This is a genomic window from Paenibacillus sp. Mc5Re-14, from assembly GCF_001049835.1.
Lineage (GTDB): Bacteria > Bacillota > Bacilli > Paenibacillales > Paenibacillaceae > Paenibacillus > Paenibacillus polymyxa_C.
This window is the reverse complement of sequence record NZ_CVPD01000001.1, coordinates 4,340,815-4,355,983: the sequence shown is the minus strand read 5'-3', so window position 1 is coordinate 4,355,983 and position 15,169 is coordinate 4,340,815. Positions and strand designations below refer to the sequence as shown.

Below are 15,169 nucleotides of genomic sequence, written 5' to 3'. Positions count from 1 at the left end.
CCCGTCTGGGGAGCTTTTTCTATTTCCTAGGAATACTCGAAGCAAATTACCGCTTTCTTTAATTCTCGATCATAAAATAAGTAAACCGTATCAGCTCCAAACGCTTGAAAATAATACCCGGTGAAAGAACCGATATATGTAAATGTCTCACCATTGGTACGTTTAGGCACATGAAGCAAGTTAGTTTGCTCGAACTTAAGCATCTCTTCCAAGGATTCGTCATATTCCTTGATGTAGCTTTGAGCCTCATCAGACTGAAATGCAATATCATCCAGAATACCGTTGACTTCGGGAAAGCTTAGCCCCCAACCACTGGATTGCTTTTCCTCAAAATCGTGGGTGAGCTCTTCCACAGACTTTTTGGCCTCTCCAAAGGAGGAATAAGGATAGATTTTATTATTTTCTAAGAAAAATGCTTTGCGAGCTTCGTAATCTTGTTCATTAGCTGTGTACACCTGCTCCAGTCCGTCCAACGCCATGACTTCTCTCTTCATACGTAGGTACGCTTTATCCCCGGTAGATTTCAGCGCTTCATAGGTAGCTTCCAGCTGCGCTTTCTGATGAAGACTAAAATAATTCCAGTCTGCTTCGAATTTGTATTTGCCGTCAATTACATCGAATCCCAGCATATCTTCCTTGGTATATAAGGTATGAAATTGCTGAGTATTTTCACCCACACAGCCTTCGTGGATTTCTTTTACGGAAACAAAATGAAGCCACTCGTCCTGCTCTGGAAATAAAAATTGGAGATTAATCGAGCAAATTGGCAGAAAGTGTTTGCGGTGATGTTCAAGATCGCTGGCAAATACGTCCTCGTATGCTGGAAAACGTTTGATAAATCTCTCTGGTATGTTCATAGATGCTCCTCCTAAATTATACGGTTCTATGGTTGCTTTTCGATCCGAAACGTCCCCTCACTCGAAATCACGCTGTAAATTTCATCAAATCCTTCTTCGTAACTTGGGACCTCTAGTTTACTCATTACACTTTTAATACCGATTTCAGGAATATACTCTTTGCCTGTGCGCTGCTCATTACGCTTAATAGATTCAGCATAATCAGGTTCAAAGTAGTAGCCAATGATTTTAAATCCCTTGTTTTTACAAGCATCTATATATTTCTTTCGTTCTTCGACTGTGGGATTTGTATTGTCCACTACAAAACGCTGCATCGTTTCGATGGAGGTCTGAAGGTACATATTTTCCCTATTTCGTGTTTTAAGCATATCAAGATTTATTCGCATATGTGTTTTGAAGAATCGTTCTTTATAAAAAGTCGATTTGCCCGAAGCCTGAATTCCTATAAAAATGACACACTCCAAACCTCACACATCCTTGTTCAGGTATACATATTGGTTAATATAATCTCTATTTTGTGAAAAGATTGGCGTGTCATGATCAACATCCCACTTGCTTCTGACGGCTTCTCCTTTGTTATACTGTTGTTTGGTAATACAGATTCCCCGCTTTTGCCAGACCGGAAGGTCGTTCCAGTTCAGTCCTTTTTCCACAAAAAGCTTGTCTTGGAGCTGACTTCCGTTCAATCCTTGTAGTTCTGAATGCTTAAAATGAGCTTGAGCTACCATAGAAATGCTGTTTTTAGTAGCATCTTGTTGTCTCCATAGAAAGTAGTTGGCAACCTCATCGTGAGGCAAAACCCATGCTCTTGCATCAAAAGTGGCTAGAGGCTTATCCGGATAAACTTTCTGGATTTCCTCATTAAATTTGGCAGTAGCCAAAGAGGCAGATATAGATACCATCTTTTGAAGATTATTTTCAAACCATGATTGTGTCGTTAATTTGTCATAATTCGTAAGAAGCAGAGAGATTTCATCACTCTGATGGTACACCAGTTTACAGCCCATAATATTATAAGCCAAATATTTGCACGTCTCCCATAATGCAAAGATTAACTTTTCATCAAAAGGTTTCGTCATCCCACGTGTAAAAGTATGAAAATGAGCACCATCGATTCTGATAATTACGGGTAAACGGCGGGGCAGACTTAATCTATAAGCATTTTCATATTCCTTCATTCTATTTCCAAAATCATCTTTTTTCATAAACTATGTAGCTCCTTCACTTTTCATTGCATCCAAACATCGAAATCAATCAAAGGTGCAGTCGAACTCTCCAACAATATGGATATTGTGGGTTCCAATTTCTTTTTATTTCACAGCAATATTATCCTCGAACACAAAAACGGAGATGGCTATATCCTCCTCCACTTTAATATCTGAAAAAAGATGCAGTAAGCGGGAATCCATATACTCCTCCAGTTCTTTATTGAACTGTACAGGATAGATTTTTTGTACCATTTTGGTTCGAGCTGCATGCACCATCTCTCTTCCTGCAACCTCTTGTGCAAGAAATTTTTCGGATGGAGTTAAATTGCCGTATAGCATTGTGATGGCCATATTATCTACAAAGGTTGTATGTATGCGTTCCGGGCCTTTTCCAAATAGCTCTTTACGTACTTTTCGAATAATTTCGTTAAAACCCGTTTCCTTTCTCATATCGCACCGCTCTCCTAAATCTACTAAAATCCTTGTTACTATTTCCATCATAACCGATTCCTATCATATAAAACAGAGATGAAGCGAAAGTGATTCTTGGAACATGCTTACCATTGGACGCATAGAAAAGAAAACACAGCCCGCCCGATCGGACAGACTGCGTATATTACTGAATCCAAACAGACTAATCTTTCACCAATCGATTCGACAGCATCAACATGATAAAAGAGAATAAAATAATGACGGCTACCCAACTCCAGGAGAGTGTCATATTTCCGACCTCGGACGCGGTGTAAATCGCCGTAGGCAGGGTTTGAGTCTGTTCAGGAATATTACCCGCAAGCATCAGTGTAGCTCCAAACTCCCCTAACCCTCGGGCAAATCCGAGAATGTATCCTGAAATGAGCGGTCGGTAGGCAAGGGGCATCGTAATATGTCGAAACACTTGCCATTCATTGGCACCTTGCGCACGTGCAGCCTGCTCTACCTCGGGATCTACAGCTTCAAAGCCTGCTTTGATCGTCCGATAAGCCAGTGGAAAAGCAACAACTACGGCCGCCACCACTGCGGCTCCCCACGTAAATACAATGGTCTGCTGGAACAGACTTTCAAAGGCAGTGCCAATCCAGCTTTTCCTTCCCAGCAAGATGAGCAATATAAAGCCGACAACAGTGGGCGGCAAAACGAGCGGAAGAAGTAGGACGGTCTCAATCACGCTGGTTCCTCTCCGCAGCGAGCAGTTCGCCATCATCCGAGCTACCACAGTAGCTAATAAAAAGACAATAATGCTGGCAACGACAGCGACTTTGACAGATACGATAACCGGAGGAAGAAAAGCCGACCAATCCAACGGGACCCCCTCCTTTATCTGTGAATTCTATTTCTTTTCTGTTGGAGCTGAAAATCCATCTTTACTGAATACGCTCATGGCTTCATCTGTACGCAGAAAATCGACAAACTCGCCTGCTTCCTTGCTGTGTTTGGTTGCTTTTACAATACCTTCTGGATACAGGATAGGTGCATGCAATTCCTCAGGTACTTCTAGTGCTACGACTGTTTTATCGGATGATTTGGCATCTGTCAAATAAACGAGTCCAGCATCGGCATTGCCTGTTTCAACATAGTTTAATACCTGTCTTACGTCTTTGGCGAATACCATCTTCGGTTCCAGCTTGTCCCACAATCCGGCCTTTGTCAGCGATTCTTTGGAATATTGTCCGGCTGGAACGGTAGTAGGCTCCCCAACAGCAAGCTTTAGGAAAGAAGGATTTGTCAGATCATTGAGTGTAATACTTTTGTTATCCGTGCTGTTCGCCTTATCTTGCGGAACAACCACAACCAGTTTATTTTGAAGCAGTACGCTATCTTTTTCCACTAATGAAGCATCGGTTAAAGCCTTCATTTGCTTCATGCCTGCCGATATAAATACGTCAGCGGGTGCACCCTGCTCAATTTGTTTTTGTAAAGTACCGGATGAAGCATAGTTAAAGGTAAGCTTGATATCTGGGTGCTGCTTTTCATATTGATCCTTGAGCGTATTCAGACTATCTTGAAGACTCGCAGCGGCAGATACAATCAACTCTGTTTTGGGTGCGGACGGTGTCGACTGTACAGCAGCCGGAGACGAACACCCAGCCAGAACCCATGCCAACAATCCAAAAAACATGAATATGTACCCGAATCTCTTTTTCAATTTGTTTTTCCCCTGTCCTCTAAATTCCGAAATGAGTTGACAATGCAATCTCATAACGGTCCAAATCTATTGGGTCAACCCAAATATTTGTGATAAATAGATCTTGCCTCGGCGATATCCTTGGTGCCATGGATCAGAACACGTCCATCCTGAAAAAGAACCAACCGATGCGATCCAATGACAACGGATACTAGATATGGATTATGCTCCACTTTGCCCCCTTGGCGGGATAGCAGGCGTGCCGCTTCGTTCAGATCACGTACAGCACCCGTGACTGGTCGAATCTGAACCGTATCACGTCCGCACAGTACAGCCGTTTTAGCCTGATGCTCCGATTGTAGAAATGGATACACTGGATGCTCACCACACGTCGGACAATCAATTTTTTTCATGGCGCTGATCTGGATCGCCTGATGTTGATTATTCCATAGATCGAAGGAAATCAGCTTGCCTTGTAAGGCTGAATTGTCCCCAGTCAGCAGCTTCAATGCTTCGGCACTTTGGTAAGCTGCCACCATTTGTACAGCTGGACTAATGATACCGACCGTATCACAGGTGGCACCGCCGAGCGGTACAGTTCCGAGCAGACAATGCAGACAGGGTGTCTGTCCTGGAACGATCGTAAAGGTTGTCCCGTAGCTACCAACACACGCTCCATAAATCCAGGGGATTTGGTGCTTTACAGCGTAATCGTTCAAAAGCAGACGTGTATCGAAATTATCAGTGGCATCTACGATGAGGTCCACCCCTGCGGCAATATCGCCGATTTCCTCCAGTGATACATCTTGGACTAGCGCACGGATGTCCACGTCCGAATTGATTTGCTGCAATCGCCTCTGGGCGGCCACTGCCTTGGGTATCTGTTCATGGGCATCCGCTTCGTCGTAGAGCTGCTGGCGTTGCAGGTTGCTCCAGTCTACATAATCCCGGTCTACCAACGTCAACCGTCCGATGCCCGCTCGCACCAGCATGTCCGCGTTCGCAGTTCCCAGTGCTCCAGCACCTACCATTAATACATGCTTGCTGCGGATATTTTTTTGTCCTGTCGGCCCGATTTTTCCGAATAATTCTTGTCTTGAATATCGAGCGTGAGACGCCTGCGTGTGTGCTTTTGCATCAGCATCTGTTATTGGGTCCTTTTTCATTTCAGACATGTTAATTTACGCCCCCATACTTCTTATCCATTAATTGCTGCAAGTTGATCAGACAAGATAAAAGTCCAGATGTCCCGCCTAACTCGAAGTTATGGGGTGTTATGAGGATTCCAGCCACCTAGCTGGTGCCCCTTCCATTCCGAGCCGTCTTCCCACACTTCCTTTTTCCAAATCGGTACGATTTGCTTCAAGCGTTCAATAGCATGGCGACTGGCCTCGTAGCAAGCATCACGGTGCGCAGCAGAAACAGCAATCACGACGCTGGTCTCTCCAATCCTTACCGTACCAAGCCGATGTGTAATAGCAGTGCGCGTTGACGGCCAACGATCTGCAATTTCGTCACCTATCTGCTTCATCGTGTTCATGGCCATCGGCACATATGCTTCATATTCAAGCAGCACCGTTCGCTGACCTTGTGTAAATTCCCGAGTCGTACCATTAAAGGTCAATGAAGCCCCATGTGAAGGGTCGTGTACCTTGGAGGTTACCTCATCGGCATCAATCAGATCGTAGGTAATAGCGTATAAGCCACATTTTGAAACGACCGTCTCCATTCCGGGTGCTGACTGATGAAGAGCAATTGCGTCTGATGGAAGCACAAGTTCATCTGGAGAAGCCAACTTCTTATGATGGGTAAAAAAAGAACCTGACAGTTGTGAAGCTATCTCCGGGTACAGCTCATTCAGCCTTGTTCGAATGTCTGCAATGGTCACCGTTTCCTGTGAAAGTTCCATAGTGATCACGTCACCAAATTGTTCCGCCATACCTGCGAATAATTGAATATGATATTGCATTATGCACCCGCCCCCCTTTAATACACCCTATCTATCGAATTCACCTAGTCTGTTATTGAAACTCATCCTCCTGAAACCGGAGGAATAATCGCAATCTCATCATGTATACTAACCAGATCCTCAGGAGCGGCGTAGGCTTGATTTCTGGCAACAAAAGCCCCCTGCAACTGGGCCGCTGCTTCAGGAAAATATTTGGACAGCAAGTCTTTTAATTCGTTGACGGTCATCGTTTCCTGATCAGCAGACACCGTGATCATAGGCTTTCCCATCAGTTCTGCAAGTCCGGCAAAAACTTGAATATGATAGTTCATTAAGTAGGTTCCCCCCTTTCAGTACAAGGACTGACCATCGCATATACACCAAGAAAAACCAACATGAACTAATACCTCGAAAGGTTTTATTCCATGCTGGTTAACGATGATGGTCTACATTGATTATTTTTTATATTATATTTTAGTTTCTACCAGTTCATTAATCCGCTCCGTGTGCGTGTACACGTTCAAAGAACGACTTCGTATAAAACCGACGGTAGTAATCCCGAGATCCTCTGCCAATTCAAGTGCAAGCTCTGTGGGAGCTGACTTGGACAAAACAACCTCACAACCAATTTTCGCAACCTTCAACAAAATTTCAGACGAGATGCGCCCACTGAATACGATGATTTTATCTTGTAATATAATATCATGCTTTAGGCAGTACCCATAGATTTTATCGAGCGCATTGTGTCGGCCGATATCCATTCTGGACAGGATTATTCCGTCTTTGTCACACAGCGCAGCATTGTGAACGCCACCAGTCTCCTGAAACGTATGTGCCGAGGTTTGCATCAAATTCATCAGTCGAAAACAGTCATCAAAAGATACCGTAACATGGGCATCATTCATTCTTTTTGCCACTTTGGCATCATTTATAAAGTAAAATCCCTGTCTACTTTTTCCGCAGCAGGAGGTAATGTATCGTTTGGAATGAAAGTTTTGATAAAACTCATTCATCCGACGGGTTTTAATATGAACAAATCCTTCTTTTTCCTGAACCCAAATATCTTCGATATCATCATACCGTTGAATGACGCCTTCAGAGGCCAAAAAGCCTACTGCCATATCCTCTACATACTCTGGTGTACAAACCATGGTGGCAAATTCCTGCTGATTAATTTTAATGGTCACCGGATACTCCGTCACCACTGTGTCTTCAAAACGCTTGATCTGACCGTCCCGGTAACGTAGGATCTCGCGTTTTACCTCAGCCGGCTTTTCCATGTGCTCAACTCCCTTGTTTCTGACAGGCTGGCTCTTTGGTTCACCCGCCGATATGTGACATTTCAATTTTGGACGATGCTTGCTTTGTATGAGTCAACCGTTCCTCTGAATAGCGGTCGGTACGTCCTCTCCATACACGCTCAATGTAAGATCTAATCTCATCATCGGATTGCTCGGACCGCAGCATCGTGCGAAGCTTGTACCCTTTAGACGCAAACAGGCATGTGTACAAGGAGCCCTCAGCAGAAATTCTAGCCCGTGTACATGTGGAGCAGAAAGCGTCCGTAACGGATGAAATAATGCCAATTTCCCCGTCTCTGTCCAGATACCTATAGCGCGTCGCCACCTCACCTTTGTATTGGGGTGGAACAGGTTCTAACGGCATGTGCTCGTGGATCGTTTCGATGATCTGCTGCTTGGAAACAACCTGATCCAATTTCCAGCCATTGGTGTTGCCTACATCCATAAATTCAACAAAGCGCAAAATATGCTTTTTCTTTTGAAAATAGTCGGCCATGGGCACGATATCCTGATCGTTAAAGCCCTTTTGCACGACCATATTTATTTTCACCTGCATTCCCGCTTGAGCTGCAGCCTCAATACCTTCCAGCACCGCCTTTACACTGCTTCTCCCCCCGTTCATTCGGCGGAATCGATCATCATCAAGCGAATCCAGACTAACTGTCACTCTCTTCAACCCCGCCTCTCGCAGTGACGCTGCATACTTAGGCAAAAAGACACCGTTCGTCGTCATAGCAATGTCTTCAACCCCATCGAGTTGAGTTAACGAATGAATGAGCGAGGACAGATCTTTTCTCAGCAAAGGCTCACCACCAGTAATGCGCAGCTTTGTAACACCCAGCGAGACAAAGATACGAGAAAGGCGGGTAATTTCCGCAAAGGTCAATATTTTTTCTTTTGGCAAAAACGGATAGTCATGGCCAAATATTTCTTCAGGCATACAATATCGGCACCGAAAATTACATCGGTCTATGACGGATATTCTCAAGTCCCGTAACGGACGATTCCATTGATCGTCGCTGCGGTTCGCCATCCCGTTCACCTCAATCCGTCTTCATTAATAAACCTCTTTAAACTCTAAACTGAACCAAAAAACCGGCATCACAACAACTTCTTCGCTTATGAATACCGAAGAATCTGCTAAATGCCGGTTAATTTATCTACATCAGGATTTTACGAATCCTCACATCATGTGATATAGAAAAATCAAACTAACAAGCGCTGCGCCAAATAAAATATACGCGATTCTCACGTACACTCCATTCACGAATGCTCTCAAATAGATACATTCCTATTGTTAGCAATCCTGGGTCGTTTGTCAATGATTTTTCGCTTTCTCAATTGATAATCATTATCGATTAAAAATTTTAATAAATCACCGTTGAACTATCTTAAATTTTACGCTATAGTTACACCAGATGACATGCAGAAAATGACATATTCAATTTATTGATATACAGACGGTGCGTACTGTCTGGTATTAATACATACTCCTATGGCGGATTGGCCTCCAGGACCTAGAGCTTGGTCACTACTCCACCATAAACACAAGTGCTTAAACACGAGCACTTGTGTTTATGGTGGAGTTTTTTTGTTCCCAATTTTAAAATTCAAAATCTGAAAGGAGCCTGAACCGTGACGGATAGTACGATCAAAATTACATTAAACGGACAGGAACTGAAAACGAATAGCAGTGCAACCATTCTTGAAGTAATCAACGAAAACAATATTGCCCATCCCCAACTGTGTTACGTTCCCGAAGTGGATCCGATCCGCACCTGTGACACATGTATCGTGGAAGTAGACGGAAAGCTTGTACGCTCCTGTTCAACACTTGCTACGAATGGAATGAATATTCATCTACATTCAGATCGCGCAAAAGCAGCTCAAACCGAGGCTATGGATCGTTTGTTGGAAAATCACCTCCTCTACTGTACAGTGTGCGATAACAACAACGGTAATTGTAAACTGCATAACACCGCAGAGCTTATGGAAATTGAACATCAAAAATATCCATATCGACCGAAGGTTGATCCCACAGAAGTGGATATGTCCCATCCTTTTTACCGTTATGATCCCAATCAATGTATTGCATGCGGCCAATGCGTAGAGGTATGTCAGAACCTTCAGGTCAATGAAACACTGTCCCTCGACTGGGAGGCTGAACGCCCTCGCGTGATCTGGGATGAAGGAGTTGCAATTAACGATTCCTCCTGCGTCAGCTGCGGTCAGTGTGTAACGGTCTGCCCATGTAACGCCTTGATGGAAAAATCCATGCTGGGAGAGGCGGGCTTCATGAGCGGCATAAATAAGGATTTATTAAATCCAATGGTTGATCTAATTAAGGAAGTGGAGCCAGGCTACAGCGGGATTTTTGCAATTTCGGAAGCTGAAGCAGCGATGCGTGAAACCCGTACGAAAAAAACAAAAACCGTCTGCACGTTTTGTGGTGTAGGTTGCAGCTTTGAAGTTTGGACCAAAGGCCGCAAAATTTTGAAGGTACAACCTACCTCTGAGGGGCCTGTTAACGGCATTTCGACCTGCGTCAAAGGGAAATTCGGTTGGGATTTTGTGAATAGCGATCAGCGTTTGACCTCGCCTTTAATTCGTCAAGGAGACGAATTCGTGGAAGCAACCTGGGAAGAAGCCTTGAGCCTGATGGCCAGCAAAATGGGAGCGATCAAAGAAACCTACGGCGGCGAGGCACTCGGCTTTATTTCTTCGTCCAAATTTACCAATGAAGAAAATTATCTGATGCAAAAGCTGGCTCGTCAGGTGTTCCAAACGAATAACGTTGATAACTGCTCACGGTATTGCCAATCTCCTGCATCATGGGGTCTACAATACACCGGAGGCATCGGCGGAGACAGCGGTACGATTAAAGACATTGCCTCAGCAGGTTTGGTCATACTGGTCGGCTGTGCGCCGGGAGAAGGACATCCTGTGCTGGCTACCCGCATCAAACGTGCGCATAAGCTGCATGGTCAAAAGCTGATCTCGGTGGACCTGCGCAAACATGAAATGGCAGAACGCGCAGATCTGTTCATGCGTCCGAAGCAAGGTACGGATTATGTATGGTTATCCGCTGTAGCCAAATACATCATTGAGCAAAACTGGCATGATGCTAAATTCATTGAGGAACATGTAAATTTCTATCCTGAATATTTGAAATTGCTGGAGAACTTCACCTTGGAATTCGCCGAACAGGAAACTGGCATCTCCAAAGAGACGCTGATTCAGGTAGCAACCATGATTCACGAAGCGGATGGCACGGCCATTTGCTGGGGTATGGGCGTGACACAAAACATCGCAGGCTCCTACACTTCGATTGCAATTGCCAACCTGCTGCTGGTGACTGGCAACTTTATGCGTCCGGGTGCAGGCGCATATCCGCTTCGTGGTCATAACAATGTGCAGGGCGCTGCCGATATGGGTACGATGCCAGATATTTTCCCTGGCTATCAGCCCGTAACGAACGATGCCATTCGTTCCAAGTTCGAAGCGGCCTACGGCGTACAAATTCCAAGCCAACGCGGACTGGATAACATTCAAATGCTGGAAGCCATTGAGACGGGTAAGCTCAAAGGTATGTATATCGCTGGAGAAGAAATGGCATGGGTGGATGCGGACTCCAACCATACCCAAGAAATGCTGGCGAATTTGGATTTCCTTGTCGTTCAGGATGTATTTCTGAGCAAGACAGCTGAATTCGCTGATGTCATTTTGCCAGCCGTACCTTCACTCGAAAAAGACGGAACCTTCACAAACACCGAACGTCGCGTACAGCGTTTATACGAGGCGCTCCGCCCTATAGGAGACAGCAAACCGGATTGGTGGATTTTCAGCCAATTTGCCAAGCACATGGGATTTGATTGGGATTACAGTCATCCGAGTGAAATTTTTGAGGAAATGGCGGCGCTCACTCCATTTTTCTCTCAATGTAATTATGACGTATTAGAAGGCTGGAACAGCTTCCATTGGGGATCGCCGGATGGTAGCAACACACCGCTTCTGCATACCAATGGCTTTAACTTTCCAGATAAAAAAGCACGCTTGGGACTTTTCGAATATGTACCACCAAAAGAGTACCCCGCTGAATTCGATCTGACCTTAAATAATGGTCGACTGCTCGAACAATTTCATGAAGGAAATATGACGACAAAGTCAACAGGCCTTCAGCTCAAACTTCCAAGAGTATTTGTGGAAGTGTCCCCTGAGTTGGCTGAGGAGCGTGGAGTTACAGACGGATCGCTGGTTCGGCTGGAATCTCCCTATGGTGCGGTCAAGCTACGTGTTCTGGTGACGGACCGGGTACAGGGAACTGAAATTTATGTGCCAATGCACTCTACCAGCCATGAGGGTGCTGTCAATCTATTAACTGGTGGAGCATTTGATATCATCACCCGTACACCAGCCTATAAACAAACCAAAGTACGGATGCAAATTTTGGAGATCGATGGTCAAAATCCACTGCCTCATATCAATCCACGTTATAAAAAGCGGCATCCGCAAAATGGGGTTGAAGTGAACCGTAAGTGGAATCGTCCCGGTTACGTCGATTTGGTAGATCAAAAATAAGGAGGTCGAACCATGGCTAAGCCTATTTCAATTGTGAGAAAACGTATTTTGACAGCAGAAGAACGGCAAAAACAATCCCTGGATCAACTGACTGCCGATCTGGCGGACAATGGAGCGGCATTGCATAAGACGCTTGAAATTGTACGTGAGCTGCATGACAGCGGTCTTCTCGAAGCAGCCCAGTCTATGCTAAAAGCCAAAGAAACCATCGCCAAAATCGCTGTAGGACAAGCGACGCGCAAGCCTGTGACGAACATGATCAATAATCTGATGGGTGCAGCAGGGATGCTGTCCGAGGTAGACCCCGAGCTGATGAAAAAACTGGCAAGCAGCGTCACTACGGGCCTGAATGAAGCCGAAGAGCATCTAAAGCAGAATAAAAAGACTCGCCTGCGTGATCTTATGAAGGCAATGAATGATCCGGATGTAAACCGGGCTATGGGGTTCGGTATTCATTTTCTCAAAGGCATGGGAAAAGGTTTGTCTGATAAATAGCTTAATAGATATGAAAGTGGAAGACTGCTAACCACAGATAATAAAAAGAGCTGGCTCCGAAAACGGGGCAGCTCTTTTTATTTATCTTTTATCCACCTGTAACAAGGTCACCGTTTTAAGAGAAACAGCATCTTTTATTTGCTCCTCCGCGATAACCTTAAGTTTTAGCAAGCTGGAAATTTTTAAAGTGTCCGGCTTGGAAAACAAACGCCATAATTGAGGATCAGGCAATGCATCATACAATTTCGCATGATCGTATTCCTTGCGGTGCTGCTGTACAATCCTGACTCGGTAGTTGCCAATTTCCCAATCGGATACTTCCTGCTCTGCACAATGAGCGGTAATGTCATTACGCAAATCAGCCAGTTCGCCTTCAATTTCTTTTTGCTTTTGCTTTAACTGGTAATAGCGACGCACCTTGTTTTCCAATTCCATCACGCTCCTCTGCTTACATATGTATGTTGGCAGAAGCGTTTTAGGACAAGTTTTATCATGTCAGGATATAAGGTGTAACTGTAACTGACACAACATTTCCCGGGTAATGGTAACGTCGATCCATTGAGCCCTCATTATTCAAACTTTATTTAGGTACATTCGCCCCTGGAGTTACAGGCCCCGCTCCTTTGGACTTCCCCTTGCGCTTCATATAATTGGCCCAGTATGCCGTCAGAATTGGCACCAAAATAGAGGTCACTATGACCGAAGCGGCTACTAATGCTGTTGCAGATTGTGCAACAGGCAAAAATTCAGGTTTGATATTGGCAACAATGACTGGATTGGCTACCGCTGCACCTGCTGTGCTGGAGGCTGCAATTCCTGCCGTACCATTGCCACCACCAATATATTTGTCCGCCAGAATCAGTGGAATACCTGTAAAGATAATTACAAAAATGCCCAACAAAATACCTAGTACGCCTGTCTGAACAATAACACTCAGGTCAATAGAACACCCCAGTGCAAAACCAAAAAATGGAATCAGAGCCTGTGTCGCGTTTCCAAAATATTTACGAAAGTCATGATCCAGATTGCCCAACATAAAGCCGACCAAAAATGGTAATACGGCACCGACAAATGTTTGCGGTTCAAAAACGGCCAGTCCGGTACTACCTAGAATAAGCATGGTCACCAACGGGCCCGATTCCAGTGACATCAGCACAAATGCTCCTGCCTCTTCCTTGGAGCCATACTGCTGCATAATGGAGGCATAGAGCCCGCCGTTCGTCATATCCATAGCCGAGATCAGCGCCAGCACCGACAAACCTGCAAATAGCCCACTTTCTACGCCGCCAACAGGCAGCAATCTGGACGCTATGATCGCCACGACCCATGCGACCGCGATTTTAGTCAATACGAGCGTTCCTGATTTACGCAAAACAGTGCCTGTCGCTCGCACATCTATGGAAGCACCCATACAAAAAAACCACACTGCCAAAATGGGCACCGTACCGGTCATCAATCCCTTGGTAAAAGATCCAAAATAGTCGCCTGCCCATGGAGTAAACGTATGAAAAAGTGCGCCAATAAACAGCGGCACCAGCATAATGCCCCCAGGAATTTTATCGATATTTTGTTTGATTTTCATAACTTCATTCAACCCTTTCGTTTTTGCCAATGCAAAAACAAGACCGTTTTACTTGCGACTTAAGCCGAGTTCAGGAATTAATTTGGCGAAAGTATCATGACTATCCTTCAGTTGACGTGCGAATGCCTCTGCATCCTGGACACGCAACCCTAACCCATGCTTCCGCATTTCCTCCCTGAATTGCTCGTCTTTCGTCCCCTTGATCAGTGCATCCGCTAACGTTCGAGCCACCTCATTCGGTGTATCCTTGGGTACAGCCAGCCCTCTCCAAGTGCCGATAAAATGGACACGTAACCCAGTCGCCTGCTGAAGTGTCGGCACCTTTGGAAACGCTTCCGAAACAGTGTCTGCTTGGATCGCCAGTATGCGAAGCTTCCCATCGTCCACGTATTTCTTTACTTCTGCGGGGCTGACGGGTACAGCATCCACGAATCCACTCATTAAAGCAGAAACTGCTGGGCCTGCTCCCTCATAAGGAATATGGGTAAAGCGGACTCCGCTTTTCTGCTCCAGCATCGCGGCAGCGAGGTGCCAGATGCTTCCTGTGCCTGCATTACCCATTTTCAGCTTGCCTGGATGGACCCTAGCATCCTCCAGAAATGCCTCCGCTGTCTTCCAAGGCGCATCCGCCCGAACCGTAATGGCAGAAGGGTCCATATTGGTTTGAAGCAGCGGCTTAAAACGCTCGTAGGTGATTGGTAGCAGTCCCAAATGTGGTAATGTAGTCAGTTCAGCGACCAGATACGTTACGGTATAACCGTCCGCCTGCGCCTCAGCTCCCTCCATCAGCCCGACAGAACCGCCGCCTCCTGTTCGATTAACGACGATGATCGGCTGCCCGAGATGCTTTTCGGCGGCTTTAGCCAACGCTCTTGCGGTAATATCTGTACCGCCCCCCGCCGCATATGGAACGACAAGCGTTACTGGCTTCGCAGGAAATATACGACTGTGATCCTGCAGGGTACGGTGATCCACATATTCACTGATACTCAAGGCAGAAAGCATAGCCACTCCTGCCGCAACCAGCACATATTTTTGCCATGGCTTTTTCTTCATTACGCTTCCTCTTCTCCAAAAA

Annotated in this window: 16 protein-coding genes; 2 read left to right on the top strand and 14 right to left on the bottom strand. The window is 45.4% G+C overall.

Annotated features, from left to right (window positions below; genetic code table 11):
* Window positions 1–26: 26 nt before the first annotated feature.
* The 11 genes from BN1546_RS19985 to moaA all read right to left on the bottom strand — a co-directional run bounded on the left by BN1546_RS19985 (window position 27) and on the right by moaA (window position 8,469).
* On the bottom strand, window positions 27–857 hold the full coding sequence (locus BN1546_RS19985; RefSeq protein WP_013372242.1) for a hypothetical protein: 831 nt from the start codon (window positions 855–857) through the stop codon (window positions 27–29).
* Window positions 858–883: 26 nt separating this feature from the next.
* Window positions 884–1,321, bottom strand: coding sequence for an AAA family ATPase (locus tag BN1546_RS19980; protein ID WP_013372243.1), 438 nt, complete (start codon window positions 1,319–1,321; stop codon window positions 884–886).
* A gap of 3 nt (window positions 1,322–1,324) precedes the next feature.
* Entirely contained in the window at window positions 1,325–2,062 is a 738-nt protein-coding gene (locus BN1546_RS19975; RefSeq protein WP_058712445.1) for a tRNA(His) guanylyltransferase Thg1 family protein, read from the bottom strand.
* 105 nt (window positions 2,063–2,167) lie between these two features.
* The gene (locus BN1546_RS19970) at window positions 2,168–2,515 is read right to left on the bottom strand and encodes a Na-translocating system protein MpsC family protein (protein WP_013372245.1); all 348 of its coding nucleotides are present in this window, start codon (window positions 2,513–2,515) and stop codon (window positions 2,168–2,170) included.
* A gap of 184 nt (window positions 2,516–2,699) precedes the next feature.
* Window positions 2,700–3,365, bottom strand: coding sequence for a molybdate ABC transporter permease subunit (gene modB / locus BN1546_RS19965; protein WP_090738696.1), 666 nt, complete (start codon window positions 3,363–3,365; stop codon window positions 2,700–2,702).
* Between the two features lie 27 nt (window positions 3,366–3,392).
* The gene (gene modA / locus BN1546_RS19960) at window positions 3,393–4,208 is read right to left on the bottom strand and encodes a molybdate ABC transporter substrate-binding protein (RefSeq protein WP_090738695.1); all 816 of its coding nucleotides are present in this window, start codon (window positions 4,206–4,208) and stop codon (window positions 3,393–3,395) included.
* A 74-nt stretch (window positions 4,209–4,282) separates the two neighbouring features.
* On the bottom strand, window positions 4,283–5,353 hold the full coding sequence (locus BN1546_RS19955) for a thiazole biosynthesis adenylyltransferase ThiF (RefSeq protein WP_090739178.1): 1,071 nt from the start codon (window positions 5,351–5,353) through the stop codon (window positions 4,283–4,285).
* A gap of 98 nt (window positions 5,354–5,451) precedes the next feature.
* A complete protein-coding gene (locus BN1546_RS19950; protein ID WP_025675145.1) occupies window positions 5,452–6,156 on the bottom strand; it encodes a molybdenum cofactor biosynthesis protein in 705 nt (234 codons plus the stop codon).
* A gap of 62 nt (window positions 6,157–6,218) precedes the next feature.
* A complete protein-coding gene (moaD, locus tag BN1546_RS19945; protein WP_025675143.1) occupies window positions 6,219–6,467 on the bottom strand; it encodes a molybdopterin converting factor subunit 1 in 249 nt (82 codons plus the stop codon).
* Window positions 6,468–6,602: 135 nt separating this feature from the next.
* The gene (gene fdhD, locus BN1546_RS19940; RefSeq protein ID WP_090738694.1) at window positions 6,603–7,415 is read right to left on the bottom strand and encodes a formate dehydrogenase accessory sulfurtransferase FdhD; all 813 of its coding nucleotides are present in this window, start codon (window positions 7,413–7,415) and stop codon (window positions 6,603–6,605) included.
* Window positions 7,416–7,455: 40 nt separating this feature from the next.
* Window positions 7,456–8,469, bottom strand: a complete 1,014-nt coding sequence (gene moaA / locus BN1546_RS19935) for a GTP 3',8-cyclase MoaA (protein ID WP_016324579.1) — start codon at window positions 8,467–8,469, stop codon at window positions 7,456–7,458.
* A 602-nt stretch (window positions 8,470–9,071) separates the two neighbouring features.
* Here moaA and fdhF point away from each other — a divergent pair.
* Window positions 9,072–12,014, top strand: a complete 2,943-nt coding sequence (fdhF, locus tag BN1546_RS19930; RefSeq protein ID WP_090738693.1) for a formate dehydrogenase subunit alpha — start codon at window positions 9,072–9,074, stop codon at window positions 12,012–12,014.
* Between the two features lie 12 nt (window positions 12,015–12,026).
* Window positions 12,027–12,509 (top strand): helical membrane plugin domain-containing protein, encoded by a 483-nt coding sequence (locus tag BN1546_RS19925; protein WP_090738692.1) that lies wholly within the window; start codon window positions 12,027–12,029, stop codon window positions 12,507–12,509.
* 81 nt (window positions 12,510–12,590) lie between these two features.
* Here the strand turns inward: BN1546_RS19925 and BN1546_RS19920 are convergent, their stop codons facing one another.
* The 3 genes from BN1546_RS19920 to BN1546_RS19910 form a co-directional block, all read right to left on the bottom strand.
* The gene (locus BN1546_RS19920; protein WP_090738691.1) at window positions 12,591–12,944 is read right to left on the bottom strand and encodes a hypothetical protein; all 354 of its coding nucleotides are present in this window, start codon (window positions 12,942–12,944) and stop codon (window positions 12,591–12,593) included.
* A 145-nt stretch (window positions 12,945–13,089) separates the two neighbouring features.
* Window positions 13,090–14,091, bottom strand: coding sequence for a 2-keto-3-deoxygluconate transporter (gene kdgT, locus BN1546_RS19915; protein WP_090738690.1), 1,002 nt, complete (start codon window positions 14,089–14,091; stop codon window positions 13,090–13,092).
* Between the two features lie 48 nt (window positions 14,092–14,139).
* A complete protein-coding gene (locus BN1546_RS19910; RefSeq protein ID WP_058829942.1) occupies window positions 14,140–15,147 on the bottom strand; it encodes a tripartite tricarboxylate transporter substrate binding protein in 1,008 nt (335 codons plus the stop codon).
* Window positions 15,148–15,169 lie beyond the last annotated feature (22 nt).